This window comes from Saccharopolyspora spinosa NRRL 18395, from assembly GCF_000194155.1.
GTDB lineage: Bacteria > Actinomycetota > Actinomycetes > Mycobacteriales > Pseudonocardiaceae > Saccharopolyspora > Saccharopolyspora spinosa.
In genome coordinates, this window is record NZ_GL877879.1 from 1,984,567 (window position 1) to 2,011,538 (window position 26,972).

Annotated in this window: 25 protein-coding genes and 1 pseudogene; 14 read left to right on the forward strand and 12 right to left on the reverse strand. The window is 68.7% G+C overall.

The features are described 5' to 3' along the window. Positions 1–570 precede the first annotated feature (570 nt). Entirely contained in the window at positions 571–1,233 is a 663-nt protein-coding gene (locus SSPN_RS0128330; protein WP_010311678.1) for a 4'-phosphopantetheinyl transferase family protein, read from the forward strand. A 129-nt stretch (positions 1,234–1,362) separates the two neighbouring features. Here the strand turns inward: SSPN_RS0128330 and wrbA are convergent, their stop codons facing one another. After that, on the reverse strand, positions 1,363–1,980 hold the full coding sequence (gene wrbA / locus SSPN_RS0128335) for an NAD(P)H:quinone oxidoreductase (protein ID WP_010311680.1): 618 nt from the start codon (positions 1,978–1,980) through the stop codon (positions 1,363–1,365). Positions 1,981–2,142: 162 nt separating this feature from the next. On the opposite strand from wrbA, the gene SSPN_RS0128340 reads away from it, so the two are divergent. Both SSPN_RS0128340 and SSPN_RS0128345 read left to right on the forward strand, forming a co-directional pair. Next, complete coding sequence (locus tag SSPN_RS0128340; protein ID WP_010311681.1) at positions 2,143–2,616, forward strand: MarR family winged helix-turn-helix transcriptional regulator; 474 nt, start codon at positions 2,143–2,145, stop codon at positions 2,614–2,616. Between the two features lie 256 nt (positions 2,617–2,872). Beyond that, a complete protein-coding gene (locus SSPN_RS0128345) occupies positions 2,873–3,679 on the forward strand; it encodes an NAD-dependent epimerase/dehydratase family protein (protein WP_010311683.1) in 807 nt (268 codons plus the stop codon). A gap of 647 nt (positions 3,680–4,326) precedes the next feature. Here SSPN_RS0128345 and SSPN_RS0128360 read toward each other — a convergent pair. After that, complete coding sequence (locus SSPN_RS0128360) at positions 4,327–5,847, reverse strand: 3-hydroxyacyl-CoA dehydrogenase (protein ID WP_010311687.1); 1,521 nt, start codon at positions 5,845–5,847, stop codon at positions 4,327–4,329. Positions 5,848–6,031: 184 nt separating this feature from the next. Between SSPN_RS0128360 and SSPN_RS0128365 the strand changes: the two genes are divergently transcribed. Next, entirely contained in the window at positions 6,032–7,240 is a 1,209-nt protein-coding gene (locus SSPN_RS0128365) for an acetyl-CoA C-acetyltransferase (RefSeq protein WP_010311690.1), read from the forward strand. 383 nt (positions 7,241–7,623) lie between these two features. On the opposite strand, the gene SSPN_RS0128370 is transcribed toward SSPN_RS0128365, so the two are convergent. The 4 genes from SSPN_RS0128370 to SSPN_RS0128385 all read right to left on the reverse strand — a co-directional run bounded on the left by SSPN_RS0128370 (position 7,624) and on the right by SSPN_RS0128385 (position 10,801). Then, positions 7,624–8,742: a threonine synthase gene (locus SSPN_RS0128370; RefSeq protein ID WP_010311692.1), complete on the reverse strand. Its 1,119-nt coding sequence runs from the start codon at positions 8,740–8,742 to the stop codon at positions 7,624–7,626. 32 nt (positions 8,743–8,774) lie between these two features. Further along, positions 8,775–9,644, reverse strand: coding sequence for a PhzF family phenazine biosynthesis isomerase (locus tag SSPN_RS0128375; protein ID WP_010311694.1), 870 nt, complete (start codon positions 9,642–9,644; stop codon positions 8,775–8,777). 412 nt (positions 9,645–10,056) lie between these two features. Continuing rightward, positions 10,057–10,254 (reverse strand): hypothetical protein, encoded by a 198-nt coding sequence (locus SSPN_RS0128380; protein WP_010311697.1) that lies wholly within the window; start codon positions 10,252–10,254, stop codon positions 10,057–10,059. Positions 10,255–10,411: 157 nt separating this feature from the next. Continuing rightward, the gene (locus SSPN_RS0128385) at positions 10,412–10,801 is read right to left on the reverse strand and encodes a hypothetical protein (protein WP_143539657.1); all 390 of its coding nucleotides are present in this window, start codon (positions 10,799–10,801) and stop codon (positions 10,412–10,414) included. A 307-nt stretch (positions 10,802–11,108) separates the two neighbouring features. Between SSPN_RS0128385 and SSPN_RS46235 the strand changes: the two genes are divergently transcribed. Together SSPN_RS46235 and SSPN_RS0128395 are read left to right on the forward strand one after the other, a co-directional pair. Next, a complete protein-coding gene (locus SSPN_RS46235) occupies positions 11,109–13,445 on the forward strand; it encodes a protein kinase domain-containing protein (protein WP_010311701.1) in 2,337 nt (778 codons plus the stop codon). A 249-nt stretch (positions 13,446–13,694) separates the two neighbouring features. After that, positions 13,695–13,964: a GlsB/YeaQ/YmgE family stress response membrane protein gene (locus SSPN_RS0128395; RefSeq protein ID WP_010311704.1), complete on the forward strand. Its 270-nt coding sequence runs from the start codon at positions 13,695–13,697 to the stop codon at positions 13,962–13,964. Between the two features lie 53 nt (positions 13,965–14,017). Here the strand turns inward: SSPN_RS0128395 and SSPN_RS0128400 are convergent, their stop codons facing one another. From SSPN_RS0128400 to SSPN_RS0128410, 3 genes are all read right to left on the reverse strand, one after another. Further along, the gene (locus SSPN_RS0128400) at positions 14,018–14,884 is read right to left on the reverse strand and encodes a VOC family protein (RefSeq protein ID WP_158309674.1); all 867 of its coding nucleotides are present in this window, start codon (positions 14,882–14,884) and stop codon (positions 14,018–14,020) included. A gap of 400 nt (positions 14,885–15,284) precedes the next feature. Continuing rightward, positions 15,285–15,545 (reverse strand): hypothetical protein, encoded by a 261-nt coding sequence (locus SSPN_RS60475; RefSeq protein WP_010311708.1) that lies wholly within the window; start codon positions 15,543–15,545, stop codon positions 15,285–15,287. Then, entirely contained in the window at positions 15,494–17,530 is a 2,037-nt protein-coding gene (locus SSPN_RS0128410; protein WP_237710762.1) for a bactofilin family protein, read from the reverse strand. The genes SSPN_RS60475 and SSPN_RS0128410 overlap by 52 nt, the downstream gene beginning before the upstream one ends. Positions 17,531–17,791: 261 nt before the next feature. On the opposite strand from SSPN_RS0128410, the gene SSPN_RS0128415 reads away from it, so the two are divergent. Both SSPN_RS0128415 and SSPN_RS0128420 read left to right on the forward strand, forming a co-directional pair. Further along, entirely contained in the window at positions 17,792–18,055 is a 264-nt protein-coding gene (locus SSPN_RS0128415) for a GlsB/YeaQ/YmgE family stress response membrane protein (RefSeq protein ID WP_010311714.1), read from the forward strand. A gap of 16 nt (positions 18,056–18,071) precedes the next feature. Beyond that, a complete protein-coding gene (locus SSPN_RS0128420; RefSeq protein WP_010311716.1) occupies positions 18,072–18,629 on the forward strand; it encodes an RrF2 family transcriptional regulator in 558 nt (185 codons plus the stop codon). Here SSPN_RS0128420 and SSPN_RS63010 read toward each other — a convergent pair. Continuing rightward, a complete protein-coding gene (locus SSPN_RS63010; RefSeq protein ID WP_202798820.1) occupies positions 18,529–18,834 on the reverse strand; it encodes a zinc ribbon domain-containing protein in 306 nt (101 codons plus the stop codon). The two genes, SSPN_RS0128420 and SSPN_RS63010, sit on opposite strands and share 101 nt — an antisense overlap. Before the next feature lie 11 nt (positions 18,835–18,845). Here SSPN_RS63010 and SSPN_RS58725 point away from each other — a divergent pair, with 11 nt between their 5' ends. From SSPN_RS58725 to SSPN_RS49370, 6 genes are all read left to right on the forward strand, one after another. Next, entirely contained in the window at positions 18,846–18,989 is a 144-nt protein-coding gene (locus SSPN_RS58725) for a hypothetical protein (protein ID WP_010311718.1), read from the forward strand. A gap of 289 nt (positions 18,990–19,278) precedes the next feature. Then, positions 19,279–20,352: an ABC transporter substrate-binding protein gene (locus SSPN_RS0128430; protein ID WP_010311720.1), complete on the forward strand. Its 1,074-nt coding sequence runs from the start codon at positions 19,279–19,281 to the stop codon at positions 20,350–20,352. Between the two features lie 31 nt (positions 20,353–20,383). After that, a complete protein-coding gene (locus SSPN_RS0128435; RefSeq protein ID WP_010311722.1) occupies positions 20,384–21,172 on the forward strand; it encodes an ABC transporter ATP-binding protein in 789 nt (262 codons plus the stop codon). Then, the gene (locus SSPN_RS0128440; RefSeq protein WP_010311724.1) at positions 21,159–22,061 is read left to right on the forward strand and encodes an ABC transporter permease; all 903 of its coding nucleotides are present in this window, start codon (positions 21,159–21,161) and stop codon (positions 22,059–22,061) included. The genes SSPN_RS0128435 and SSPN_RS0128440 overlap by 14 nt, the downstream gene beginning before the upstream one ends. Before the next feature lie 358 nt (positions 22,062–22,419). Continuing rightward, the gene (locus tag SSPN_RS0128445) at positions 22,420–24,114 is read left to right on the forward strand and encodes a PHP domain-containing protein (RefSeq protein ID WP_029535796.1); all 1,695 of its coding nucleotides are present in this window, start codon (positions 22,420–22,422) and stop codon (positions 24,112–24,114) included. Continuing rightward, on the forward strand, positions 24,111–24,716 hold the full coding sequence (locus tag SSPN_RS49370; protein ID WP_049887674.1) for a hypothetical protein: 606 nt from the start codon (positions 24,111–24,113) through the stop codon (positions 24,714–24,716). The genes SSPN_RS0128445 and SSPN_RS49370 overlap by 4 nt, the downstream gene beginning before the upstream one ends. Positions 24,717–24,793: 77 nt before the next feature. Here the strand turns inward: SSPN_RS49370 and SSPN_RS46245 are convergent. Both SSPN_RS46245 and SSPN_RS46250 read right to left on the reverse strand, forming a co-directional pair. Beyond that, a pseudogene (locus tag SSPN_RS46245) lies at positions 24,794–25,723 on the reverse strand (MFS transporter); the annotation flags it as partial. Between the two features lie 11 nt (positions 25,724–25,734). Next, on the reverse strand, positions 25,735–26,972 hold a 1,238-nt coding region (locus SSPN_RS46250; RefSeq protein WP_044575041.1), incomplete at its 5' end, for an ISL3 family transposase.

Genomic DNA, 26,972 nt, shown 5'->3' on the forward strand with positions numbered 1-26,972 from the left:
CGCTCGGGAATCACATCGCACCGAAGCCCCATTTCCACTGGTCAAGTGCCGCGAGTGCGGTAGGTGCGATGGCACCCGGAAACGCGCGCGGATGTTACCCAGCGAAGTTTGCCGTGCGAGGAGGCTCCGGTGGAGCTGAAGGTGGTCGCGCTACGACGCGCGTGAAGCAGCGGAGAAAGCCTTTACCAGCAACAGAGTGCGGAGGACACGCGCACGAAGTCCACGTAACCTCGTGTCGTCAGGGCCGCTGTCCGGATCATGCCCAAGACCGTAACCGGACACCCAAGTCGTGTAAACCCAACTCCACAGATTGGGATTGTGGTCGGATCCACGCGTTCAGCTGCCGGGCAAGATCCCGTCTTGGCCTTCGGTGGACCGCTCGGGCCGAAGCGCCTTCACCTGGACGCACATGCTTCCCCCCGACGACCGGAGCGGATGCTCCACGATGTTCGCCCGGCGCTACCGTGGGCGGATGCAGCCGGAACTTTCTAGCGAGTCGGGCCGACCCGCCATCGCGATGCGCGCGGACGGCGGGCTCGCCGCCGTCCCGCGCGGCTCGGGACGCCGTTCGTGATCGAAGAACTGCTACCCGCCGAGGTCAGCTCCGCCGAGGCCTTCACCGATCCGCCCGATGCGCTTCTGTTCCCGGAAGAAGAAGCGCTGATCGCACGCGCACGGGACAAGCGCCGCCGGGAGTTCACGACCGGGCGGTGGTGTGCACACCAAGCACTGAGCCGACTCGGCGTGCCACCCGCGCCACTGCTGCGCGGCGAGCGCGGCGCGCCCCAGTGGCCGGCCGGGATCATCGGCAGCATCACGCACTGCGCCGGCTACCGGGCCGCAGTCGTGGCCCGCGCCGAGCAGGTACACACCGTCGGCATCGACGCCGAGCCGCACGCTCCCCTTCCCGACGGCGTGCTGAACGTCGTATCGCTGGAAGCAGAACGCGCACACCTGGCGGAGCTGTCCACAGTGCACCCCGACACGCATTGGGATCGGATCCTGTTCAGTTGCAAGGAAAGCGTCTACAAAGCCTGGTACCCGATCACCCACCAGTGGCTGGGTTTCGAAGACGCCCGGCTCGAACTCGCCCCGGGCACCTTCACCGCGCACCTCCGCAAGGAAGGCGCGGAACTGGCGGGCCGACCGCTGACGACCTTCACCGGCCGCTGGCTGGTCGGTGGCGGCCTCGTCGTCTCCACCATCACCCGCATCCGAGCGAACGACGAGTGAGGGGCACCTCCCGCCAAGAGTGAACTGCTCCCCGGAGATCGGAACTGAATTTCTCAGTCCAACTTCCGGGGAGCAGTTCACAAGTTGGTCGGCAAGAGGTGCCCTTCACCCCGATCTCAATCGGTCGGGTCAGGCATTGGCGCCGTTCTTGAGGGCCTGGGCGACCGCGACCACGCGCTTGGCCTGGACCGCCGCCGCCGCGCGCGTGACGTCGTCGACCTTGTTCGCACCCTGGGCGTCAACGTGGCTGGTGCCGTACGGGTTGCCGTCGGCGAACTTCGCGCCGTCGGTGTAGCCCGGGGCCACCACGATGCCGCCAAAGTGATGGAACGTGTTGTACAGCGCCAGCAGTGTCGACTCCTGGCCGCCGTGCGCGGTGGAGCTGGAGGTGAAGCCGCTGTAGACCTTGTCGGCCAACTGCCCCTGCGCCCACTGGCCGCCGAGGGTGTCGATGAACTGCTTGAGCTGCGACGCGATGTTGCCGAAGCGGGTCGGCGAGCCGAACAGCACCGCGTCGGCCCACACCACGTCCTCCGGGGTGGCCTCGGGGATGGACTTGGTGGCCTCGACGTTGGCGCGCCACGCCGGGTTGCTGTCGATCGCCGCGTCGGGGGCGAGCTCTGGGGCGCGCCGCAGCCGAACCTCGGCGCCGGCCGCTTCGGCCTCGGCGACCAGGGTGTTGGCGATCTCGGTGCCGGTTCCGGTGGCCGAGTAGTAGATGACGCTGACCTTGACGGGGGTGCTCACTGTCTGACTCCTGTTCGCGGGGCTGGGCGGCTGCGCCGGAACCAGTCGCCTTATCTCTTTCGAGGAAAACAATACCCAGGAGAAATCTTCTTTGCAAGAGATTTCCTGGCGAGCTGTTTCAGGTAGACTGGTGGGGCCGCAAACGCAGGAAGGAGCATCCCGGTGAGCAGCAAGACTGGCCCGGACCCGTGCACCGACGATGACGAGATCATCACCTGGTGGGGGCTGGTGATCGAGGGCTACCACGTCACGCAGGAGCACATCGCGGCCGAGATCAGCGAGCGCTTCGGACTCCCCCAGGCGTCCTTCGACATCCTGCTCCGCCTGGTCCGCACCCCCGAGCACCGAATGCCCATGACCAAGCTCGCCCACGAGGCGGCGCTCAGCAGCGGCGGCTTCACCAAGGTCGCCGACCGCCTCGCCAAGGCCGACCTGATCCGCCGCGAGCCGTGCGACACCGACCGACGGGTCACCTACGCGGTGCTCACCGAGCACGGCCGCGACATCGCCGAACGCTCCCGCGCAGCGTGCGCCGAAATCCTGCGCAAGCGCGTCCTGGCGCCACTCGGCAAGGCCGACTCCGCCGCGCTCGCCGATGCCATGCGTACCCTCCGCGCCGCCAACAGCCTGGACTGACCGAGTCCACATTGGATGCTGATTCTTAAGTGGATTTCCTAGCAATTTACCAGAATTCGAATTCTTGAACATCAATCACATACTTGGTGAGCCCGATCGACTGCCCTAGTTTTGGGCTACGGTCCGGGACACGACACGGAATCCGGTTCCACCAGACGGGGTTTCGCTCATGCCTGGCGGCGGGAGCGGACCCCCACCCGGCCACGTCCCGTATAGAGTTCGACGCGAGAAGTCCGCTGTCGATGGGAGGAAAGCCATGTCGCCCCAGCGCATTCTGGTCACCGGTGCCGCCGGACGCATCGGCATCATGCTGCGGACCAGGCTGCGTCGGCCCGGCCGGGCTCTCCGGCTGCTGGACATCCACGCACCCGCCGCGGCCGAGCCAGGCGAGAACGTCGAAACCGTCACGGCGGCCATCACCGACCTCGACGCGATGACCCACGCCTGCCAGGACGTCGACGCCGTCATCCACCTCGCCGGGCACAGCAGGGAGAACACCTGGGAGGAAATCCTCTCGGCCAATGTGGACGGCACCCGCACCGTGCTGGAGGCTGCGCTTCGAGCAGGTGCGGGACGGGTGATCCTGGCCTCCAGCAATCACGCCGTAGGTTTCATCCCGGTCGCCGACGCGAATCCCGACGGCATCCCGGGCGACGCACCGCCCCGGCCGGACTCCTACTACGGCTTCAGCAAGGCCGCCACCGAGGCGCTGGGCAGCCTCTACCACTCGCGGTTCGGCATCGACGTGATCTGCCTGCGCATCGGTGCCTGCGCCGAACGTCCCTCCGACGAGCGTGACCTGTCGATCTGGCTCTCCCCAGACGACGCCGGGCGGTTGTTCGAGGCCTGTCTGTCCGCCCCCTCGCCCGGATTCCACGTGGTGTGGGGAGTTTCGAACAACACCCGGCGCCTCGTGTCCCTGGCCGAGGCCGAACAGCTCGGCTACCACCCGGAGGACGACGCGGAGAGCTTCGCCGCCGGGGTGACGCCGAACAAGCCCGGCACCGAGCGAGACTACCTGGGCGCCTCTTTCACCACCCTCCCGCTCGGCCAGCCCGACTGAACGGCGGCTGTGAGTCTTTTGGGTTGCGATAGTTAGCCGAGGGACCAAGACCGTAGTCGCACAGCCGTCAGCCTGCCGCGTCTTCGTACGACGTGCCGACCTTGGCATCGGCCAGGTAGGCCGTGGCCTCGCCGTTGATGCCGTCGGATCGGTACACGGCCCCGCCTGCCGGTCACGAAGTCGGGGCGCAACGTCGCCGCTGGCACCAGATCAGCCTCCTCGCGGCGGTCCCATTCGCGCACGTGCGGCACCATCTCGGCGTCGACGAACTGCACCGCCATTTCCCGGAAAGCGACCTGCGTGTCGGCGAGTCCAAAGTCCACAGTCGTTCTCTTGCATCTCGCGCTTCGTGCTTTTCTGCCGCACACCCGCCTAATAGCGGTTCGATGCGAACGGACCGCCGGCCCCCACCAGAAGGGGCGAACGGTCCACTCGCTCCCGAGCGAACGGACCCTTCGCTTCGCAAGATGAGGCGAACGGCCCATTCGTGCCGATAGGCGAGGCGAACAGGCCGTTCGCTTCAGCCCGCAGACCCGGACCCACCCACCGAACAGCGTCGCTCTGATCGTCGTTCGAGGCGAACGGCCCATTCGTGCCGATAGGCGAGGCGAACAGGCCGTTCACTTCAGCCGTCGGCGAGCCGCAGGTCAGGCGAGCAGGTCCTTCGGCGTGGTGCCGGTTCCGGTGAGTTCGAGGCCGAGTTCGGCGCGTTCGACCAGCCAGCGGCTGGGCCGATAGCGCGGGTCGCCGGTGGCCGAGTGCAGGGCGCGCAGCACGTTCAGTACGCGGCGCGGGCCGATGTGCTGACCCCACTCCAGCGGACCGCGCGGGTAGCCGAGCGCTAGCCGCACCGCAGTGTCGATATCAGTGGGTGTGGCGAGCCGCTGCTCGGCGATGAAGCAGCTGGTGTTCACGATCGACGCCAGCAGCCGCTGCGCGATCATGCCCGCACCGTCGCGGACAACCGTCACCGCCCGGCCGGTCGCGGCCAGCGCCGCCCAGGCCGAGCGCGCGAATTCCGGATCGGTCGCCGGATGCACCGTCAACGTGAACCGCTTCTCCAGGTTCAGCGGGTCCACCCCACAGACCCGCGACAGCGGCAGATCCGCCGAAAGCGCAGCGGTCGCGGCGCTGTGGCCGTACGGAGTGACGAGGACGACCGCCACATTGGAGGGCTCATCGCCGCGCTCCACCGGCACGCCCGCCGCTTCCAGCACGCCGAGCAGCTCCGGGTTGTCCGACCAGACCGGGCGCGTTTCCGCCGGCGGTGCCTGCGGCTCGGGCTGCTCCTGCTTCACCCCATCGACGTAGGCGTAGAAGCCTTCGCCGACCTTGCGGCCGAGCAGCCCCGCTTCCAGGCGGGCGCGGGTGATCGGCGACGGCCGCAGCCGGGGGTCGCCGTAGTAGCCGGACCAGATGCTCTCCGTCGCCGGGTGCGTGACGTCCAGGCCCGTGAGGTCCATCAGCTCGAACGGGCCCATCCGCAGGCCCAGCACGTCGCGGCAGATCCGGTCGACGTCGGCGGGCGCGGCCAGGTCTTCGCCCAGGATCTGCAGCGCCTCGGTGATCAGCCCGCGACCGGCGTGGTTGACCAGGAAACCCGGGGTGTCGGTGGCTAGCACCGGCTGGTGCCCCAGCCGCTGCACCAGCTCGACGAGCGCGTCCGGGAGCCATTCCGCGGTCCGGGCTCCGGGGATGACCTCGACCAGGCGCATCAGCGGGACCGGGTTGAAGAAGTGCAGCCCCACCAGCCGGCTCGGGTCGGCCAGCGCGGTGGCGATCGAGGTCACCGCCAGCGAGCTGGTGTTGGTGGCGAACACGGTGTGCGGCGGGCAGATCTTCTCCAGCTCGGCGAAAAGCTCACGCTTGGTCTGCAGGTCCTCGCGGACCGCCTCGATCACCAGGTCACACTCGGTCGGCGTGTGCGGCCCGTCGACCAGCCGTAGCCGGTCCCGCGCCGCGGCGGCCTCCTCGGTGGTCATCCGGCCCTTGCTCGCGAGCTTGTCGAACATCTGCCCGACATGGTCCACCGCGGCCGACACGGCCTCCGGGCGGGCATCGGCGAGCTCCACGGTCAGTCCGGCGGCCGCGGCCAGTTGGGCGATGCCGCGCCCCATCACGCCGGTGCCGATCACCCGCACGGTGTTGACCCGCTGCGCCCACTGCATGGTCGACCTCCCAAGATTTCTACGAAGCACCATCGCACGCCACGCCGATACCGTCCAATACTGAATTGGCCTATCAGTGAGACGCCGCACTACATAATCCCGGACTATTTCGTCTGCTCGCGGCGCTGTGCTACGAACGAAACGGCGGCGCAGCGGCCGCCATCGGGACTCGAAGGAGCAAGCGATGCGCGAAGCGGTGATCTGCGAACCGCTGCGGACCCCGATCGGCCGGTTCGGCGGAGTGTTCAAGACCGTGCCCGCCGTCGAGCTGGCATCGACGGTGATCAAGGCTCTGGTGGAGCGCACCGGGCTGCCCGGTGGGGCGATCGACGAGGTGATCCTCGGCCAGTGCTACCCGAACTCCGACGCCCCGGCGATCGGTCGAGTCGCCGCGCTGGACGCGGGCCTGCCCGTCGAGGTCGGCGGCACCCAGGTGGACCGGCGTTGCGGGTCCGGTCTGCAGGCCGTGCTGGACGCGGCGATGCAGGTGCAGACCGGCGTCAGTGACGTGGTGCTGGCTGGCGGCGCGGAAAGCATGAGCAGCGCGCCGTTCTACACCACTGAGGCGCGGTGGGGCATCCGCGGCAGCGGGCTGGAGCTGCACGACGCGCTGGCACGCGGGCGGGTGACCGCAGGCGGCAAGAACTTCCCGGTGCCGGGCGGGATGCTGGAAACAGCCGAGAACCTGCGCCGCGAGTACGAGATCTCGCGTACCGAGCAGGACGAGCTCTCGGTCCGCTCGCAGCAGCGCGCCGCCGCCGCGCAGCAGGCCGGGCGGTACGACGACGAGATCGTGCCGGTGACGGTGCGTTCCCGCAAGGGCGACACCGTTGTCGACGTGGACGAACACCCGCGCCCGGATACCACGATGGAAAGCCTGTCGGCGCTGAAGCCGGTGCTCGGCAAGTCCGACCCGGAGGCGACGGTCACCGCAGGCAACGCCAGCGGGCAGAACGACGCCGCCGCCGTTTGCGTGGTGACGACGCCGGAGCGCGCGGCGGAGCTCGGACTGCGCCCGCTGGTGCGGCTGGTGTCCTGGGCGCGGGCTGGCGTGCCGCCGCGCACGATGGGCATCGGCCCGGTCCCAGCGACCGCGAAGGCCTTGCAGCGCGCCGGAATCGGCCTGGCCGACGTCGATCTGATCGAGCTCAACGAGGCATTCGCGGCGCAGGTGCTGGCCTGCACCCGCGAGTGGGAGTTCAAGCCCGCAGACTTCGACCGGCTCAACGTCAACGGCTCGGGAATCTCGCTGGGCCACCCGCTGGGCGCCACCGGCGGCCGCATCCTCGCGACATTGTCCCGCGAGATGCACCGCCGCGAAGCCCGCTACGGCCTGGAAACGATGTGCATCGGAGGCGGCCAGGGCCTCGCCGCTGTCTTCGAACGCATCTGAATCCCGTTTCCAGACGCATTCTGCGTGTCACGGCGGTGCTGCGCCGAACACCCGTGAGGCGTTTGGGTTGCTATAGCCATAGCTATCCAAAAGGCTCACGGGTTCGTGCGACAGTTCCGTCTCCGCGGGTCTGCCGTGAGCGTTTTGGGGCTGTTAGAGGCTGTTTGCTGTTTGGGAACTCGCGCTGCCTGGAAGTTCCGGAAGCAGTGCCAACCGGGACGGCCTGGTCCCGCCTCGCCGAGCAGTGTGAAGCGAACGGACCATCCACCCCCACAGACGGCACAAACGGTCCGTTCGCTTCACACCTTGACATCCAAACTGCTTCTACAACAACGAAAACGCTCACGGGACCTATCCGGGCACGCACCCTGGTTCCGGCGAGTTCAGTCGTAGATGGCCGCGATTTGTTCGGCGGCCTTGAGGCCCGAGCCGGTTAGGATCACGACGGTCGTGTCGTCCTCGCCGATGGTGCCGTCGGCGATGAACCGGTCCAGCGCCGCCGCAGCGACCGCACTTGTCGGCTCGGCGTACAAGCCTCGCGCCGCCAATGCTCGGACGGCGGCGCGGATCGAGTCGTCGTCGATCGTGATGGCCGTGCCGTTCGAGCGGCGGATCGCCTCGACGTTCTCGGGTAAGCGAACGGGCACAGCGATAGAGGCACCCTCGGCGATGGTGGGCTTGCGCTCGACCGTAGCCGGGCCGCTCGTCCCGTTGACCCCGTGCGCGATTGTCGCCCAGTCCTCGGGCTGCGCGACCAGCAGCCGCGGGCGGGTTTCGATCTGCCCGGCTTCGAGCAGTTCGGTGAAAGCGATGTCGCAGCCGAGGACGTTGCTGCCGGCGCCCGCCACTACCACCACGTTGTCGGGCGCGCGGAAACCGAGCGCCTCCCACATCTCGTATCCGATGGTTTTCGTGCCCTGCAAGAAGAACGGGTGCCAGTTGTGGCTGGCGTAGGTGATCCGCGCCGACTGCCGGATGGCTTCCGCCGCGACGTCGTCCCTGGTGCCCGGCACCAGCTCGACCTCCGCGCCGTAGGCCCGCACCTGCCGGATCTTGGCCGCGGAGGTCGCTGCCGGGGCGAGGATCTTGGCGTCGATCCCCGCAGCCGCGCAGAACGCGGCCACCGATGCGCCGCCGTTGCCGGAGCTGTCCTCCAGCAGCTGCATCACACCCAGGCTGGCGAGATGCGAGACCATCACCGCGGAGCCGCGATCCTTGAAGCTCGACGTGGGGTTGAACCATTCGAGTTTGAAGTGGACGCGCCGACCGCTCCAGTCGAGCGGCACCAGCGGCGTGCATCCCTCGCCGAGGCTCACCCGCGCGCCCGGATCGACCGGGATGGCCGCGCCGTACCGCCACAACGAGCGTTCCGCGGTCTCGATCTGCTCCGGGGTGATCCCGGAAAGGGCGCTGACCATCAGCGGCGATCCGTCGTCCCCGCGCCAGCGCGGCTCCAACAGGTCGTACCGCCGCCCGGACCGGTCGATCAGGTAACCCGACAACGCACACCTCCACTTCTGACGTCACCGGCAAACTATCCAGGACGGGAGTCCAGATCGCCCGAACCGGAAATCGGCACGGCCGCGCCGGTGACGGTCACCTGGGGATCATCGGGGTCGATGCTGACGACGAGTTCGCTGCGCCGCCCCATGTCCTGCCCTTGCACAATGGTGATCCGGCTGGGGCTCGACATCTTCCCCAGGGTCCGGAGGTAGCCGCCGAACGCGGCCGCGGCCGCGCCGGTCGCCGGGTCCTCGACGACGCCTCCGATCGGGAACGGGTTGCGGGCGTGCACGATCTCGGCGTCCTGCTGCCAGAAGATGTGCACCGTGGTCCAGCCGTGCTCCCGCATCACGTCGGCGAGCCTGTCGAAGTCGTAGTCGAGGCAGGCCAGTCGTTCGCGGGACCGCGTGGCCAGCACGAGGTGGGCGTTGCCGCCGAACGCGACGTGCGGCGGCCAGGCGGGATCGAGGTCGCCGCAAGACCAGCCCAGGGCGTCCAGGGTGCGGTCGAGTTCCGCGTCGGTCGCCGGCCGCGACCTGGTGGGCACGCTGGTGAGGCTGGCGACGATGTTGTCCTGCTTGTCGGTCCGCACCTCGATGGTGCCCGCTGGGGTTTCGAAGACCAGGTCGCCGACCCCGTCGCGTTCGGCGAGCGCGACGGCGGTGGCGATCGTGGCGTGACCGCAGAAGGCGACTTCGGCCAGCGGGCTGAAGAAGCGAAGCCCGTAGCGGCGCGCGGCCGGATCGATCGGGCTGAGGAACGCGGTCTCGGAGTAGCCGACGTCGGCGGCGATCCGCTGCATGGTGGGTTCGTCGAGCTCCTCGGCGTCGAGCACGACGCCAGCGGGGTTCCCGCCGCTGGGGTCGGTGGTGAAAGCGGCATAGCGCTGGACATCGGTCATACCCGAACACTGCCCGCGACGCGCTAGCGTGTCCAACGATAGTTACCGATCAGCACCATTTCAGAAATCAATACCGTTGACCGTTTTCATCCTGGCCGGTGCGTGACCGCGGCGGAACTGCGCGTCGTGCAGTCCACCGTGACCAACCCCATCGAGGCGTTGGAAGCCGAACTCGACGTGCGGCTCGGTGCTGCCCCGGCTCGCGGTGGCCGACCAGCTGGCAGACGGATCATTGTGCCGGGTCGACGGTCCCGGAATCGCCGCAATTCCTCGGCAGCTGGTGACCAACCAGCGCCGATGGGCTTCAGCGCCGTGACCATGACGGCCGAGGCGATAGCCCGGCGCACTCCGCTGGGTGAGCGCGCACTGGCCGGAAAACCCGGCCAGGACTTGCGATTCGACGCGCCGGTCGTCACTGGCACGAACGGCGCTCCGACTCCCGCAGTGCCTCCTGCCGTTGGCGCGCGAGGTCGTTGATCATGGACTCGGCGTGGGCCGTGGCGCGGGTGCCTTCCCTGACGAGGAGGGTCCGCGACCCGTCGGGGTTGGATGCCAACTCCCACACGTGGTCCATGTCCTTGACCACGCGCATCAGCGGATACTCCGTCACTGATCGCCTCCTCCACCCTGGTGGCGCGATGGCGTGCGACTTCCCGCGCTCACGCTGCTCCGGTCAGCAACCTAGCGACTGGATCAGGCCTTTCCGCCCGTTATCACGGATCGGCGCATTTCCTCACCCGATTGCCGCAGGGATCGCCATGCCCCATTCAATCCCCGGGATCCGCGCTCTCATTGCGCGTGGCCCGCTCGGCGGCCATCGCGATGCAGTCGAACATGAGGGACTTCACCGGCTCGGACAGCGCGCGGTAGTTCGCGAGGAGATCTAGTTCTTCCTGGTTGAGGTTGTGGTTCAGGTCGATGCCCCGTTCCGCCGCGAAGGCCCGGCTGACGTCGGTCACCGACACGTCGAGCGCGGCGGCGAAGCGTTCGATCACCGCCAGGTTCGGCCAAGCGCCGCGCTGGGACGGCTTGAGCCAGTGGGCGAGCGAGCCCTCCCGCAGGCCGTTGGCGCGCTCGATCTCCCGGACGCTGCGGCCGCCGGAGTGCCGCCGCACCAGAGCCACGATGCGCGAGACGCCTTGCACCTGTCCAGGCACGTCGTCAATGCCCCCTCACCCCAGGAACCAGTCGGCACGCGCTCGATCCTATGAGGGATTCACCTGCGTGTTCGGGGAACCCGCGAAGCCTCGGCCGAGATCGACTTCTCCCGGGCGGGCAGCCTCCAAACGTGTCAGATTTTCACACAAATCTTACTTTTGTGGTAATCATCTAACACAGGCGGGTTGCTCGGCCGCGCCGCGCAAACCAGTTCGCCACCACGAACTGACATCTCCGCTCCTGGATGACTCCGGGTGCGGACAGGACACCGCGTGCGGATCAACGTCAAGCGCGGGGAGGACGAGAGTGCCAGCGAACCGAGAAGTCGCGGCCGGTCGGTTCCGGCTGCTGAGCCCCATCGGCGAGGGAAGCACGAGCGAGGTCCACCGCGCCGAGGACCTGCACGCCCAGGAGTCCTCTTCGGACCGATTGGTCGTTCTGAAGCTCATCCTGCCGAACGCCGGAGCCGAAACGGCCGAGCACTTCGACCGCGAGATGCGCATCATGCGCCGGCTCAACCACCCCAACCTCGCTCGCACGATCGCCGGCAGCGCGGACTCCGATGTGACTTACCTGGCCGTGGAATTCCTCGACGGGCACACCCTCGATCGTCTCGGCCGCACGCGACTGCCGATTCCCTGGGTGGCGGCGTTGGGCGCGCAGATCGCCAACGGCCTGTCCGCAGCGCATTCCGCCGGTGTCGTGCACCGCGACCTCAAGCCGTCCAACGTGATGGTGCTGCGGGGCGGCGTGGTCAAGGTCCTGGACTTCGGCATGGGCCGGATCGTCGAGAGTGGCAGGGGCACCGGGATGACGGTCGACGCGGCCCGATACCTGGCGCCCGAGCAGTTCGGCTCGTCGGCCGTTTTCCAGGCGGCCGACCTGTACTCGCTCGGTTGCGTGTTGTTCGAACTCCTCACCGGTGTCCCGCCGTTCCGCGGTGGGACACCGTTCGAGCTCGGCCACAAGCACCGCCATGAAACGCTGCCACCGTTGCGACCGCTGCGTCCCGACCTGCCGGACGGCATGGCGCGGCTGGTCGAGAGCCTGCTCGCGAAGAGACCGGTGGACCGGCCGGTCGACGCGGTCGCGGTCCGGGAGGCGCTGCTGCCGTTCGCCGTGGCAGACGACCCGGTTCCCGGGTGGGAGCACCTGAACCCGGTTTCGTGGCTCGCCGAGACGCACGCGGCGAAACCGGTAGGACCAGAACGTGAAGTGCAGGCGTCCGATGTGGACTCGCCCGCCGCGTTCGTAGAAGCCGACCTGGATGCGGAGTTGTCCGTGCCGGGCGACACCGTGCTGGACCTGGCCGGGACCGGCGTGCTGCACCGGGAGTGCTCGCGCATCTTCCAGGTGGACAAGACTGCCGGCGGCAATGTGTGCGACGGGCGACCGCTCCCCCTCCACCAGCACCAGCGCGAGGCGATCGACATCGCGCAGTCCGGCGAGTCCTACGTCCTCACCACCGATCCCGGCGCAAGCGAGTCGCTGTCCTACCTCGTGCCGATCGTGGACAAAGTTCTCAAGGATCGCGCGACAGCAGAACCCGACGCACGCAAGCGGATTCGCGCGATCATCGTTCACCCGGTGAACGCCCCGGCCAGCGAGCTCGGGGAACTCGACAAGTACCTCCTGGACGGCTACAACGCCGGTCGCGAACCGGTCACCTTCACCCACTGCACGGGTCGGGACGGCGACGAACGCCGCGAGGAGATCCACGCCAACCCGCCGGACATCCTGCTCACCGACCCCGTGATGCTGGAGCTGATGCTGACCCGGCCAGGCGACCGGGGTTCGCCGATGGAACTGGCCGAGGGCCTGGAGTTCCTCGTCCTCGACGACCTGCACACCTACCGCGGCCGCCGAGGCTCGGATGTCGCCCTGCTCATCCGCCGGATCCGCGAGGCCTGCCGAGCCGAGCGGATGCAGTGCATCGGTACCTCCGCCGCCATGTCCGTCGAAGGCACCGGCGAAGACCGGCGGGAAATCGTTGCCCGCGTCGCGTCCGCCCTCTTCGGAACTGCCGTGGACCCCCGCAACGTGATCGGCGAAACCAGCACGCCTACCAGCGAAACGTCTTCCCGCAGATCCGCTCCCGCGGTCGCACCGCCGCGCCACGAACTCGGCGGCGAAGCCCTGATGCGCTCCCACCTACAAGCCATCTGGCTGGCGGAATCTAGGCTCGAACTGGGTCGCACCATGCCGGAGGTCATCGACATCGGCGATGCCCGCCGCCCCGATCCGGAACTCCCGCTGCGCGACCACATCGCGGCGGCCCTCCACACCCCCGAGGCGCTGGGGCGCGCCGTCGCGGCCGCCCGCCAGGTGTTCGACGGCCTGCTGGAAGAACTGCTGAACACCGACTGGTGGCACGACCAGTGGATCGAGGACGCGGTCCTGGACGCCGGCATCCGGTTCGACCTGGCCTTCAAGCCCTGGCGCGACCTGTTCAGGACCGCGCTGCTGGAGAAGGACAGCCCGGATAGCCACCCGGTGCTGGCCGACTTCAACCCGTACCACTACCTCATGAACGTGGGCTTCCTGCCGGGCTACGCACTCCCCTACCTTCCGCTGGCGGCCGACCATCCGGACGAACGAGGCGGAGTGTGTCTGCTGACCGAACGGTGCTCACGATATGCGTGACCCCGATCTCGTGTGCCCTTCCGCCTGCTGGAAGGAGCCATCCCCGCTCTGCTGTGGCCCGGTCGAGCAACTCGATCGCCTTCCAGCTCATCTCGGCGCCGCGGGCCTCGTCACCCTCCTGCGGGCCGATTGCGGAACAGGCGACCGGTGTTGCGCAGCTAACGCCGCTGGCTGCGGCTGGTGCGTCGCGGCCACTTCGTCCGGTAGCGTGATCCCGCAGGGACCAACCCGGATTATGGGGTGAATGCAATGCTTTGGACGGTCATCGGCTGGCTCGTTTTCGGGCTCATCGCGGGCTTCATCGCCCGAGCGGTCGTGCCGGGCAAGGACGACATCGGCCTCCTGATGACGATCGTGATCGGCGTCGCGGGATCGGTCGTTGGCGGTTTCCTGTTCGGCCTGCTCACCGTCGGTTTCCGCGGATTCCAGCCCGCCGGGTGGATCGGCTCCGTAATCGGCGCCGTCATCGTCCTGGTCATCTACAACAAGGTCACCGGGCGCAAGCGACTCCGCCGCTGACCTGCGCACCCGGTGGGCGGACGAGCGCCCGGCCCACCGGAGCGAGCCCGGCCTCAGTCGTCGTAGGGGTCGTCGTTGCCCGCCGTGCCGTACTCGCTGGCCTGGCTGGGATCGACGATCGCGAAGCGCGCCCCGGTCGGATCCCGCAGGACGGCGACGCGGCCGAGGCTGGAGTCGTAGGGATCGACCCGGATCCGGCCGTCCAGGGCGACCACCCGGTGCACCAGTTCGTCGGTGCCCACCTCTTCGTCCACGCCGAGATAGAGCAGCCAGTGCGGTCGGGCTTCGGCGCTCATGTGCTCTCGGATCATGCTGACCCGGGCGAGCACGGAATCCTCGTCGAGGTACCACACCTCGTATCCGGTGCGGTGTTCGGTGCCGAACTGCTCGGCGGTGTAGCCGAAGAGTTCGGCGTAGAAGTGGTCTGCGGTCTGGGCCTTGATGGTCACCAGTTCGGCCCAGACCAGGGTGCCCGGCAGGCCGACGTCGAACTGCCAGGACGGATCCGGTTCCAGCAGCCCGAATTCGTCACCGGCGGGGCTGGTCAGCACCAGTTTCACGCCCAGCTCTGGCACGCGGCTGCGGGGCACGATGATCTGTGCACCGAGCTTGCCGGCTTCGGCGGCCGTTCTCGCGCTGTCCGCAGCGGCGAGGAACAGCCGCCACTGGGACCGTCCGTCGGCGGAATCCCGGATGCTGGCCACCGGAAAGCCCTCGTGGGCGGCGATCACGTGCAAGCCGGCGCGCGGGTCGTGGTGGGTCTCGTACTCCCAGCCGAACAACCCGGCGTAGAACTCGCAGGCCTTGTCGACGTTGGTGGTGACGAGTTCGATCCAGCACGGCGTCCCGTCGAGGAGGTTCCCGCGCGACGCATCCAATCCAGTTCCCACGACGAACGCACCCCCAGCGGCCCAGTCCATGATCATAACCATTATCCCCCGCCGGTCACCGGTCAACCGATCGGCGAGATCACGATCCGGCCAAATATCCGGATACTTCGGGCATTTCCGAGCGAACGCCAGGGAGTACTAACTGGACTTTGACGCTGCAGCGCTGGGCCTGCGACGCGCCCCCACGACATGGCTACGGGATCACCGCGATGCGGTCCGCAGCCGGCGGCGCGACCCGGGGTGCGCGCTCAGGTATCCGATGAGCGTGTCGAGGTCCACCGGACCGCCGACGATGTCCGTGCCCTGGGCGAACTCGGCGATTGGGCAGACGACGGAAACGCGGAGTCCGGGAAACCGCCAGCACCCGGAGTACCGCCGCCCGCACCGCAGCGCACAGCGAACCGGAAACAGCCTCTTGTTGCCGCCGCGTTCAGCGTTCTCGGTGCAGGCCTCTGCTGATGCCCGCCGCGACCGTCGTGGCCAACGTCCAGCCGACGGCGATGAGGACGACGGTGACCCACTGCGAAGCGCCGCGCGCCTGCCACATGTCGTCGTGGCCGAGCGTGACCACCGGCAGCATCTGGTCCAATGTGTACAACAGTGGGTTCCAGACCGGGTGGTCCTGCTCGTTGATCGGGGTCAGCGGGTGGAAGGCGAACCACGTCGTGCCACCGGTTGCGAACAGGAGCATCCAGGCCAGCGCCCGCAGCGGCCGGTAGCCGTAGCCGACCGTGATCCGCTGGAGGAGGCTCCACAGCTGCACCGGCCATCGCAGGCCCGGACGGGCGGCGGCGCTGATCGCCGCATAGCGGTGAGCGTCGTGACCGCGTGCTCTTCAAGCCCGTTGGCCCGGAACACCTTGGCGAGCTGGTCGTACGGGCCCGGCTGGTACACGCCGTCCGAGGTGGCGCGCAGCAGGCCGAGCCGTCGCCGCACCCGCTCCTGGTCGGCGAGCTCGTAGGACTCGGAGAAGTTCTCGTAGGCGAACTCCTCGAAGTCGAGGCCACCGGTGGCCGCCCAGAGCGCGGCGTTGTCGGCGAGCAGTTCGCACTGCGCCTGCCGCAGCGTGATCCGCCCCTGCGGCGCGGTGCGCGGGAAAAGGGTCATCTCCTGCGTCACCACGCCGAATGCGTTCAGCGCCGCTGGTGAAGCACCGTCGCCGAGCTCGCAGCCCCAGAAGTTGAGGTGCCGGCCGACGGCGGCCCACCGCAGTTGCACCGCGCCCTCGGCGCGGAACGGCCGGCCGCCCTCCGCGCACACCAGGTCGCGTTCGATCCGGGCGGCTCGCAGGTCCAGCGATGGCTTGTACTCGTTTCGGTGCTGGTGCCAAGCGGGCTTGGTCAGGTGGGCCGAACGCAGGTCGACGTTCGCCCCGACCCGCACGCCCTGCAGCTGGAGCGATCCGGCGATCTCGGTGTCGCGGCATTCGAGGTTGCTGCCCACGACCGCCCTGCTGGCCCGCAGGACGTCGGTGCGCGGCCCCACCAGCTGCGCGTCGTTGAGCTGGATGCTGCCGCTGACCTGGATGTCGGTCATCCGGAACTGCCCACGCACGACGATCTTGCGCGCGTCGATGTTGCCGAGGATCTGCGTGCCGTCGAGGTGCGCCGCGCGCAGCGGATGCTCCACCGAAGCTGCTGGTGAGCGCAACCAGCTCAGGTCGAGCCGGGCCCCTGCCATCCGCAGGTTGCCGCCGACGGTGGCGCTGACGAGCCGAAGCGTGCCGCCGCTGCGGAAGTTCTGGTCGAGCTGGATATCACCGCGGATCTCGGCGCGGTCGGCGATCAGGGTCGCGGCCGGGTCGTCGTGCTGCGAGTCGCCGTGGCGGGGCGGCTGGACGCCGGGTTCGAGCACCGCGTCTCGCAGCCGCAGATCACCTGAGATGCGTGCGCTCGGCAGCAGCAGCCGTCCGGCCGCCGTGAACGGCCTGTCGGTGCCCGGGTCGACGTCCAGTCGCAGCGAGCCGCCGATCTGGATCCCGGTGGCGTTGAGCGCATTGCGGCCGCGGTTGCGCAGAACTCCGCCGGACAGCGTCAGGTTCCCGCCGACCTGCGCACCGGGGATGCGGATCTCCCCCGCGGCCTGCAGGCGGAGGCCCAGCAACGCACCGGACACCTTCAGCCGGTCGCCGTAGATCGCGCGGTGTCCGGGATTGCGCAGTTCGCTGTCGTTGAGCAGCAGCGAGCCGCCAAGATCTGCGTCTGCCAGATCCAGGACTCCGCCGATGCTCCGGCAGCCGCGCAGGACCGTGTCGTTGCTGACGCAGAGGTTGCGCGCGTTGAGGCCGGGGAACCGGCATTGCCACATCACCAGCCCGGCCAGCCGGGCCTGCCGCAGGTCTGGGGCGTTCTCGAACCGGCAGCCGACGAATTCCAGCAGGTAGGGCAGTTCGGCGTTGCGCAGCTCGACCCGGCCGGTGATCACCGCGTCCTCGATCTGGATCACCAGCGGTTGGGCGCCGCGGCGGTTGAACAGCCGCCAGCCGCCGTCCTCCAGGGAGTCGATCAGCCGACGGACGAGGTACTCGCCGCGGATCTCCCGTTCCGCCGCCTCGCCGTGCCCGTCCACCGGCGGCGCGGCCTCGTCGGCCGACACCCTGCCCGGCCTGAGCAGGTCGTCGAAGCGCCGCTCGGCGACGCTCTGCGGTCCACCGTTGTCCCACGGTCTGCCCGGCACGGCGTGCTCTCCATCGCTGTTCGGCCAAGTGATCCACACTTACGGTAGCCGATCGACCACGGCGGCATGAGACGTTCGGCCGGACCCGCAGGTCACGCGCACCCCGGGAACCTCGTCCACATTGGACAATGCCGGCCCCGGGCGGAGGTCGGGCTGAGATCAACGTCACGACTCCGCAAGCGGGGGCGTGTCCTGACACGGGGATCTGGGATGCTGCGCCCGCTAGGCCAAGGTCGAAACGCCAACGCAGGGAGGATGCCCATGAGCATCATCGGCTGGATCGTGCTGGGACTGCTCGCCGGCGGTATCGCGAAGGTGCTCATGCCGGGCCGGGATCCCGGCGGCTGCATCGTCACGATCCTGCTCGGCGTCGCCGGAGCCTTCGTGGGTGGCTGGGTCGGCAAGACTCTCTTCCACGTCGAACTCGGCACGTTCTTCGACCCGCGCACCTGGGGTCTGGCGATCCTGGGCGCGCTGATCCTGCTGATCGGCTACCGCCTGATCTTCGGCAAGCCCCGCGGCTAGGACGACCCGCGGCCCGGTGCTGAAGCACGAGCCCGCGGCCCGCGTTCGCACCAACCGGCTGGCGGCGCGGGCGTTCGCGCTGGTGGTGGAGAATGCGGGTATGCGCATTTCGGCCAAGGTGGATTACTCGGTACGTGCTCTCGTCGAGCTCGCGCGCCTGTCGCCGGGAAAAGTGGCAAGGGCCGAAGATGTGGCCGTCGCCCAGGACATCCCGCGCAACTTCCTGCTGGCGGTGTTGGCCGACCTGCGCCGGAGCGGGATCGTCGCCAGTCGGCGCGGCCAGGCCGGGGGCTGGGTGCTGGCCCGCCCGGCGGAAGCGGTGTCCGTGGCGGACGTGATCCGGGCCGTGGACGGGCCGCTGGTGAGCGTGCACGGAGTGCGGCCGGAGGATGTCCGCTACGAACCTTCGGTGGCCGTTCTGCAGCGGGTATGGATCGCCGTTCGCAGCAGCCTGCGGGAAGTGCTGGAGGAGGTCACCCTGGCCGACCTGGTGCACGACGACCTCCCGGTCGCCGTGGCCGGACGCACCCACAGCCCGGAGGTGTGGCAGAGCCGGTCCAATACTCGGCCATGAAGGACCGAGCGGTTGGGACATGTTTGACAAATACCCACGCCGGGCGTGCGCGGTCGCGCACGTTGACCCCGGCGACGACGTCGGCTGGTCCAGCGAGACCGCACCGACGACACAGGAAGTCATCCCGAGTGGTCCGGTTGGCCCTCTCGGTGTCACGACAGCGAGGACAGTGCTGCGAGGTATTGGCCGCATCGACGTCGATCACGGCCAGGACGATTGTCGGGCCTGCTGGCCGCGTCGAACCGTGACCAGCTCACGGATGCCCTGGAGCTGCTCCAGAGCAATGCCGCGTTCGGTGCGTTGGGCGACGGCCACAACGTCATTCGAAATCCGGTCTCACTCACCGCTTACGATCACTGATCGTATTCAGACTTACTCGTTCTAGAGGCGACGCTGCGCTGCCGACACTCGCGATCGCATTCCACCCGGCCCGGAAGGACCGGGGTTCCTGCGATTAGTGCGCTGAACGCGGCTGAGCCCAGCTCCGCGTCCTACCACGTGAGACTCCGTGCTCAACTGGCGGATCAAACTGTACTGTCCCTATCGACTTTGTCGGCAATATGACGAAAGAGCAGGTCGGAACGGGTCTGGTGGGCCGAAGCAAGGCCCCGGCACCGGTTCTGCTGCCTTCGTGCGAAGGGACCGCAACGTGAGCATCGCGCCGCGCAAACCACGGGCACTGGCCGTGGCGGCCGCCGTACTCTCCTTGTTCGCCGCCGTGGCCGGGTGCTCGCGCGCCGACCGCACCACCTCCGGTGCCGAGGCGCCGCCGGCGAACACCGCCCCGGCCGCCGAGGTGCGCCTGGGCTACTTCCCCAACGTCACCCACGCTTCGGCGCTGATCGGCCTGGACAAGGGCCTGTTCGGCAAGGAGCTGGGCGCCACCAAGCTCACGCCGGTGCAGTTCAGCGCCGGGCCAGAGGAGGTCTCGGCGCTGCTGGGCGGCTCGCTGGACATCGGTTTCATCGGCTCCGGGCCGGCGATCAACGCCTTCGCCAAGTCCGGCGGGGAGACGGTCCGCCTGGTCTCCGGGGCCACCTCCGGCGGCGCCCAGCTCGTCGTCGCGCCGCAGATCAACAGCCCGCAGGACCTCCGGGGCAAGACCGTCGCGGCGCCGCAGTTCGGCAACACCCAGGACGTCGCGCTGAAGAAGTGGCTCGCCGACAACCAGCTCGGCGACGTCCAGGTACAGAACATCGAGAACTCCCAGACCCTCGACCAGTTCCGGCAGGGCCGCCTGGCCGGTGCTTGGCTGCCCGAGCCGTGGGCGTCGCGCCTGGTGCACGACGCGGGCGCCAAGGTCCTTCTCGACGAGAAGCAGCTGTGGCCGGAGGGGAAGTTCCCGACCACGGTCGTCCTGGTGCGCACCGAGTTCCTCAAGCAGCATCCGCAGACCGTGCAGGCCGTCCTGCGCGGCTTGCTCGCCGCCAACGACCTCGCCGCCGCGAACCCGGCCGAAGCCAAATCCGCCGTCAACGCGCAGCTCAAGAAGCTGACCGGCAAGGATCTGTCGTCCGAGGTCATCGACCGGGCGTTCACCGGGATCGAGCTGACCGCCGACCCGCTGGCCTCCCGGTTCCCGCAGCTGGCCCAGGACCAGGTGACCGCGGGGATCGAGCGGCAGGCCCCCGACCTGAAAGGCCTGGTCGACGTCACTGCGATCAACGCCGTGCTCGAAGCGGCCGGCAAGCCGAAGGTCGCCGACGGCGGACTGTCCGGATGATCGACCACGTCGCGAGGAAGGCAACCGAGTCATGACCGCCGTCCTGCACGCCCCCGCCAACGCCGACCACGTGGTCCGGATGACCGGGGTGCACAAGAGCTTCGGCGATGCACGCCGCAGCATCACGGCGCTGCACGGCATCGATCTGACAGTCCGGCCGGGCGAGTTCGTCTGCCTGCTCGGCGCGTCGGGGTGCGGCAAGACGACGCTGCTCAACCTGATCGCCGGGTTGGACAAGCCGTCGCAGGGCACGATCGAGCTGAGCGGCTCCCGGCCCGCCGTGATGTTCCAGGAAGCCGCGCTGATGCCCTGGCTGACCGCGGCGGGCAACGTCGAACTGCCGCTGCGCCTGGCCGGAGTCGACCGCGCCACCCGCCGCGAACGCGGTCGCGAGCTGCTGGACCTGGTCCGGTTGGGGAACGTGGGTGGCAAGCGCCCGCACGAACTCTCCGGTGGGATGCGCCAGCGGGTGGCGCTGGCCCGCGCGCTGGCGTCCGCTCTCGGCGCCTCCGACGACGACGCGTCCGCGTCGCTGCTGCTGATGGATGAGCCGTTCTCCGCGCTGGACGCGATAACGCGGGACGTGTTGCAGTCCGAACTGCTGCGCGTGTGGGAGTCCACCGGGGCCGCGGTGGTGTTCGTGACCCACGACGTCCGGGAAGCGGTCCGGCTCGGACAGCGCGTGGTGCTGCTGTCGTCCCGGCCGGGACGGGTCGTGCAGGAATGGACCACCGATCAGTCTACTTCGGACGGTTCGGGTCTCGTCGAGGCGATCAACCGTCGGCTTCGGGAGGTGATCAGCGACCATGCCTCGGCCTGACAGCATCCGCACCACCACGCCGGACACCGATCTCGATGCCGCGGTAGAAGCCGGTCTCGACGCCTTGGACACCCCGCCCGCCCCGCAGCCGGACACCCGCAACCGCTGGCGCCGGTTCGCGGGCGCCGTCCTGCCTCCGCTGGTCGCGCTCGCCTTGGCGCTCACCACCTGGCAGGCGCTGTGGGCATCCGCGCTGTGGCCGGAGTTCAAGCTGCCGGAGCCGCGGGCGGTCGGCCTGGAACTGTGGGACGAGATCACCAGTGGCAACGCGCTGAGCTTCGTCTGGACCTCGGTGCACCGCGCCGTGATCGGGTTCCTCATCGGCATCGCCATCGCGACCCCGTTGGGACTCCTGGTGGCCAAGGTCCGGGTGGTCCGCTCGGCGATCGGCCCGCTGTTGTCCGGTCTGCAGAGCCTGCCGTCGGTGGCCTGGGTTCCGGCCGCTGTGCTCTGGTTCGGCGTCACCCCCGCGACGATGTACACGGTGCTGCTGCTGGGTTGCGTCCCGTCGATCGCCAACGGCCTGGTAGCCGGGATCGACCAGATCCCGCCGATCCTGCCGAGGGTCGGCAAGGCGCTTGGCGCGGGCCGACTCGCGACGGCCCGGCACATCCTGCTGCCCGCCGCGCTGCCCGGCTACCTGGCCGGATTGAAGCAGGGGTGGGCGTTCTCCTGGCGCTCCCTGATGGCCGCCGAGATCATCGCCACGTCTCCCGAACTGGGCAAGGGCCTCGGGGCCTACCTGGAAGACGGCCGCCTGCTGTCCGATATGCCCACCGTCATCGCCGCCATCGCGCTGATCCTGCTGGTGGGCGTGGGCATCGAACTGCTGGTTTTCCGTCCGCTGGAACGCGGTATCTTGCGGGCCCGCGGCCTCGGGACCGCGTGAGAGTGCCAATCCCGTTCGAAACTCGTTCTGTGTGGCGGTGCGGGTGGCGGCCCCCCTGCGGGAGTTCCTGACGCCGTAAGGACTTCGCCGATCCCCGATTCCTGCACGACCCCGTCCCGCGCAGAGCGAAGCCCGCTGCCCCGCTCAAGGTCCGCCCGCCCTCGTCCAGCACTCCGCTGCTCGCTTCGTCTCGGTGGCGACGGTTGATGTTCACCTGGTCTTCGGCTGCGAGTGGGGCTGTGGCATGCGCGGCTGGCGATAGTTCGCACGAGCCGGCGAAATGCCGCCGGACCAGGTCGGAGCGGGTGTCGGGGCCTTCGACCGCTATGTCCTCCTTGAACGAACGACGGGATTTGTCATGTCGCACGGGCACCACGACCACAGCCACCACCACGAGCACGAGCCGGTCGAAGGCAGCTGGGTCGATCCGGCGGATGACCGACCGCTGTCGATCGCGCGGCGCCAGTTCCTCGCAGGCATCGGAGTGGCCGCCGGAGCGTTCACGCTCGGCGCGCGGCCTCCGGCCGCGACTGCCGCAGGCACGCCCGCAGCGGTGGTGAATCCGTGGAGCGGCTCGCAGCGGTGGTTGGCCGGTGACCACCACATCCACACCCAGTACTCCCCCGACGCGCAGTACGAGGTCGCCACGCAGGTCGCCAACGCCCGCAAGTACGGGCTGGACTGGATGGTCATCACCGACCACGGCGGCGTCGCGCACCAGAAGTTCTCGATCGACCAGGTCACCCCGGACATCGAACGCGCTCGCCAGGCCAACCGGGACATCCTCGTCTACCAGGGCCTGGAGTGGAACATCCCCGGTGCCGAACACGCCACCGTCTTCCTGCCCCCGGGCGGCAACACCGTCGACATCCTGCGCGCCTTCGAAGCCGGCTACGACGGCGGCATCCTGTCCACGCCCGTCGACAAGGGCGGCAAGGGCCTGATCGCCCGCGCCACGTCCGCCGATGGGGAGCGCTACGCGCTGGAGGCGCTGGAATTCCTGCAGCGGCAGGTGTCCTCCGGGCGCACCGAGATCGCGTTGATGTTCGCCAACCACCCCGCGCGACGCGGTGTGGACAGCCCCCACGAACTTCGCGGCTGGCGCAACACCGCCCCGCAGGTCGCCGTCGGCATGGAGGGTGCGCCGGGCCACCAAGCCGCCGGGATCCCGAACTCGGCGGGCGGTGCCGGGGACGCCCGCGGCTACTACGACAAAGCCCCCGACCAGGACAGTTTTCCCGGCTACAACCCCACCGCCGCGGAGAACCCCTACCGCACCTACGGCGGATTCGACTGGATGACCGCGAAGGTCGGCGGCCTGTGGGACTCCCTGCTGGCCGAAGGCAAGCCGTGGTGGATCACCTCCACCTCCGACAGCCACCAGGTCTTCGGCGACACCTTCGAGCCCGGCACCCAGGACCACAATGCGACCGGCAGCCGCGGCACCCCGATCGACACCGCGAAACCCCAGCCGTACGGGGACTTCTGGCCCGGCTTCTACAGCGCCACGCTGGTGGGCGCCCACACCAGGTCCTATGTGGACGTCATGCGGGCCCTGCAGGCGGGAAAGGTCGTCGCGGTGCACGGGCGACTCATCGACGGGCTGGACCTGCGCGTGCGCGCGCTGACCGATGGTGATCGGCGCGGCGCGACGACCGGAGGCCGCACCTTCGTCCGCCGGGGAACCGACGTCGAGGTGACCATCGAGGCAACCCTGGCGGGCGGCCCGAACTTCCACGACGTCGTTCCGAAGCTGGCCAAGATCGACCTCATCGCGGGCCCGGTCACCGGGCCCGCCGCCGATCTCGACGCTCTGGCCGCGCCCGCCACCAAGGTCGTCAAGACCTTCGAGGTTGCCAGCAGCGCGCGTCGCCAGGTGCGGTTCACCCACGTCTTCAAGGGCGTGGACCGCCCGTTCTACCTGCGGCTGCGCGGCAGCGACGGCAACCGGCTCACCGCTGACGGCGGACCCGTGATGGACGTCCTCGGCGATGCCGATCCCTGGTCGGACCTGTGGTTCTACGCCAACCCGGTTTTCGTCGACGTCGTATGACCACGACCAACAGCTACTGGGTCGCCGCCGCTCTCGGTCCCGAGGCCGGTAGCGGCGGCCTCGCTCACGTCGACGGGCACGTCCTGTCCGCTGTGGACGGCAGCGGACTGGCAGCCGACCTGGTCTGCACCCACATCGACCACAGCGGCCCGATCGCCGCCATCACCGCCTCGGCGCGCGTTCATTCCCCGGTCCGCACCGACGCTCTCAAAGCGCTGGCCCATTCCTTGGGCGGCTCCGCCACCGCTATCGGGCCTTCCGGCGAGCGCCTCGCCGCATCGCCAGGTTCAGCTGGCCGGGATGTCGCCGAGCGGGCCGCGCTCGCCGCGCGGGTAGGACTGGAAGGGCGGTGCGTGCGCTTCCCCGGACAGCACGCGCTCACCGGTGTGCACCCGGTAGCCCACCTCACAGCCAGTTCGGCCATCGATGACGTCCTCGGAGTCGGAACCACGTTGGCCCCGGACATGCTCGTGGACACCCGCGGCTTCCTGCGCCCGCAGTTCCAAGAACGCCGACTCGTTCTGCTCGTCGAACCGGCCGCGGGCGGAGCACTACGACCGGTAGAACTCGAAAACCCCCACGAGTGCTGCGGCGGGCACTGAAAGCGTTCAGCCGCAGCGAGCCTCCGACGCGGGCGGCGGTGGGCGTTATGGCCGTCCTGGCACAGCGCCCACCCCGGTCAGCTGCTGGTGCCCGCCAGGGCTCGGGCTTCGGCTTCGGTTCCGACCGCTGGCGTCGAGCCCTGCAGCGGGCGGGCGGCCGCCTCCGTCGCGAACCAGATGCCGATCCCGCCGATCACCCCCGCGCCGATCAGGTAGTACGCGGGCCACATCAGGTCGCCGGTGGCCGCGATCAAGGCGGTCATGACGGTGGCGACCGTGCCGCCGAACAGCGACACCGAGATGTTGAACGAGATCGACAGCGCGCCCTGCCGGATGCTGGTCGGGAACAGCGCGGGCAGCGTCGATGGCATGGTGGCGCTGAAGATCACCAGCATCAACCCCATGATCATCAGCCCGGCGAACACCGTCGCCGTGGTGTTCTGCTGGATCAGCAGCACCGAGGGCACCGACAGCACCACGAGCGCGGTGCACCCGGTCATGATCACGGGCTTGCGCCCGAGTCGGTCGGAGAGGCCACCGATGAACGTGATCACCAGCAGCATCACCGCCATGACCACGATCTGCAGCACGTAGGACTCGGTGTCGCCGATCCGGGGCGGCAGCACGTCCGAGAGGTAGGTCGGCATGTAGGCGGTGAGCATGTAGTTCGTCACGTTGAACACCAGCACCAACGCCCCGCAGATCAGCATGGCAGGCCAGTGCTCGATGAAGATCGCGCGGATCTCGGTCTTCGCCGACTCGACTTCCCGCGCTTCGTGCTCCTCGACGAGCTTGGCGAACGCCGGCGTCTCCTCCAGCTTCAGCCGCAGGTACATGCCCACGATCCCGAGCGGTCCAGCGATGAGGAATGGGATGCGCCAGCCCCACGACAGCAGGTCGTGCTCGGACAGCGCCGCCGAGAGCACGGCCACGATCACCGCGCCCAGGATGTAGCCGACCAGCGTCCCGAACTCCAAGAAACTGCCCAGGAATCCGGCTCTTGTGACGTATGTGTGGGTTAAGTGCGCCCGGGGAGGGTGAGTGTCGGGCCGCCGAGGTTGAGCATGACGAGGGCGATCAGGGCCTGGGGCGTGTGGAACCCGAAGGCCATGCGGGTGAAGAGTCTGATCTTGGTGTTAGTGGACTCGATCAGGCCCTGAGACAGCCCGTGCTCCAGGCTGGCCTCGATGGACGCGCGGATGCGGACCACGGACTTGCAGAGCTTCTGGATGGGTTCCAGGGTGCTGCGCCCGGCCTCTTTGATCCAGGCGTCGAGGATGCGTTTGCCCTGCTTACCCCTGGCTTGGAAGACGATGCGGAGTTTCTCTTTGAACGCGTAGGCCTCGTGGAGGCGGGGGCTGGAAGCCGTGATCCACTTCAGGGTGAGGCTTTGGTCCTGGGTGAGGTTGTCGGGATTTTTCAGCAGGGAGTAGCGGGCGTTTTTGAACTCCCTGGCCAGGTCCTGCCGTGGGGTTTCCGGCTTCGGATCATCGGCAGTGGGGCGGCCGACACGACGGTCCTGTTCTGCGCGTTCGGTGTCGGCGAGTGCTTTGAGGGCACGCCATTCCTGGCGGCGGACGGTATCGATGGCGTCGGTGGCCCAGGCCACGATGTGAAACGGGTCGGCGCACAAGATCGCTTGCGGGGCGCGTTGTGTGACCGTCGAGGCGATCCAGTGCGCCGCGTCAGCGCTGACGTGGGTCAAGGCCGCGGTGCGTTCGGGTCCGAGTTCGTCGAAGAACGTGCTCAACGTGGCGGCGCCCAGGCCCGGCGCGGCCCAGATGACCCGACCGGTGTCGTGGTCGACCACGATCGTCAGATAGCGATGGTTCTTCTTATAGGAAACCTCGTCGATCCCGATCTTGCGGACCCCGTCGAGCAGGTCGATCTCAGCGGAGATGTCGGCCCAGACCCGGTCGATGACCGACCCGACCGTTTTCCATGCGATTCGCAGCAACTCCCGCACGGTTGACTTCGAGGTTCGCACCGCCAGCCACGCCACCTGGGCGTCAAAGACAAGCGTGTGCCCGGCACCATGCCGAGCCCAGGGCACCCGAGCCACAGTCACCCCGTGCTCGGCACAGCGCACCCTGGGCGCGTCGGCTGCCAGCCACATCTGCGTCAGCCCGCAATCCACACTCCGCCACTCACGGCGCCTCCCGCCGTCGTATCCAGGGCTTCTCCGACCGCACCGGCCGCACCGGTCATGCTCGCCCTTACGGCGGCTGGGCCGCACATGCAGCACTACCCGCTCAG

Excerpts from the sequence above, each read along its gene's own strand:
- SSPN_RS0128345 (WP_010311683.1), top strand. The coding sequence starts at position 2,873 with ATGTCGCCCCAGCGCATTCTGGTCACCGGTGCCGCCGGACGCATCGGC.
- SSPN_RS0128360 (WP_010311687.1), bottom strand. The coding sequence starts at position 5,847 with ATGCAGTGGGCGCAGCGGGTCAACACCGTGCGGGTGATCGGCACCGGC.
- SSPN_RS0128365 (WP_010311690.1), top strand. The coding sequence starts at position 6,032 with ATGCGCGAAGCGGTGATCTGCGAACCGCTGCGGACCCCGATCGGCCGG.
- SSPN_RS0128375 (WP_010311694.1), bottom strand. The coding sequence starts at position 9,644 with ATGACCGATGTCCAGCGCTATGCCGCTTTCACCACCGACCCCAGCGGC.
- SSPN_RS0128395 (WP_010311704.1), top strand. The coding sequence starts at position 13,695 with ATGCTTTGGACGGTCATCGGCTGGCTCGTTTTCGGGCTCATCGCGGGC.
- SSPN_RS0128400 (WP_158309674.1), bottom strand. The coding sequence starts at position 14,884 with ATGGACTGGGCCGCTGGGGGTGCGTTCGTCGTGGGAACTGGATTGGAT.
- SSPN_RS60475 (WP_010311708.1), bottom strand. The coding sequence starts at position 15,545 with ATGCTCCTGTTCGCAACCGGTGGCACGACGTGGTTCGCCTTCCACCCG.
- SSPN_RS0128415 (WP_010311714.1), top strand. The coding sequence starts at position 17,792 with ATGAGCATCATCGGCTGGATCGTGCTGGGACTGCTCGCCGGCGGTATC.
- SSPN_RS0128435 (WP_010311722.1), top strand. The coding sequence starts at position 20,384 with ATGACCGCCGTCCTGCACGCCCCCGCCAACGCCGACCACGTGGTCCGG.
- SSPN_RS0128440 (WP_010311724.1), top strand. The coding sequence starts at position 21,159 with ATGCCTCGGCCTGACAGCATCCGCACCACCACGCCGGACACCGATCTC.
- SSPN_RS0128445 (WP_029535796.1), top strand. The coding sequence starts at position 22,420 with ATGTCGCACGGGCACCACGACCACAGCCACCACCACGAGCACGAGCCG.
- SSPN_RS49370 (WP_049887674.1), top strand. The coding sequence starts at position 24,111 with ATGACCACGACCAACAGCTACTGGGTCGCCGCCGCTCTCGGTCCCGAG.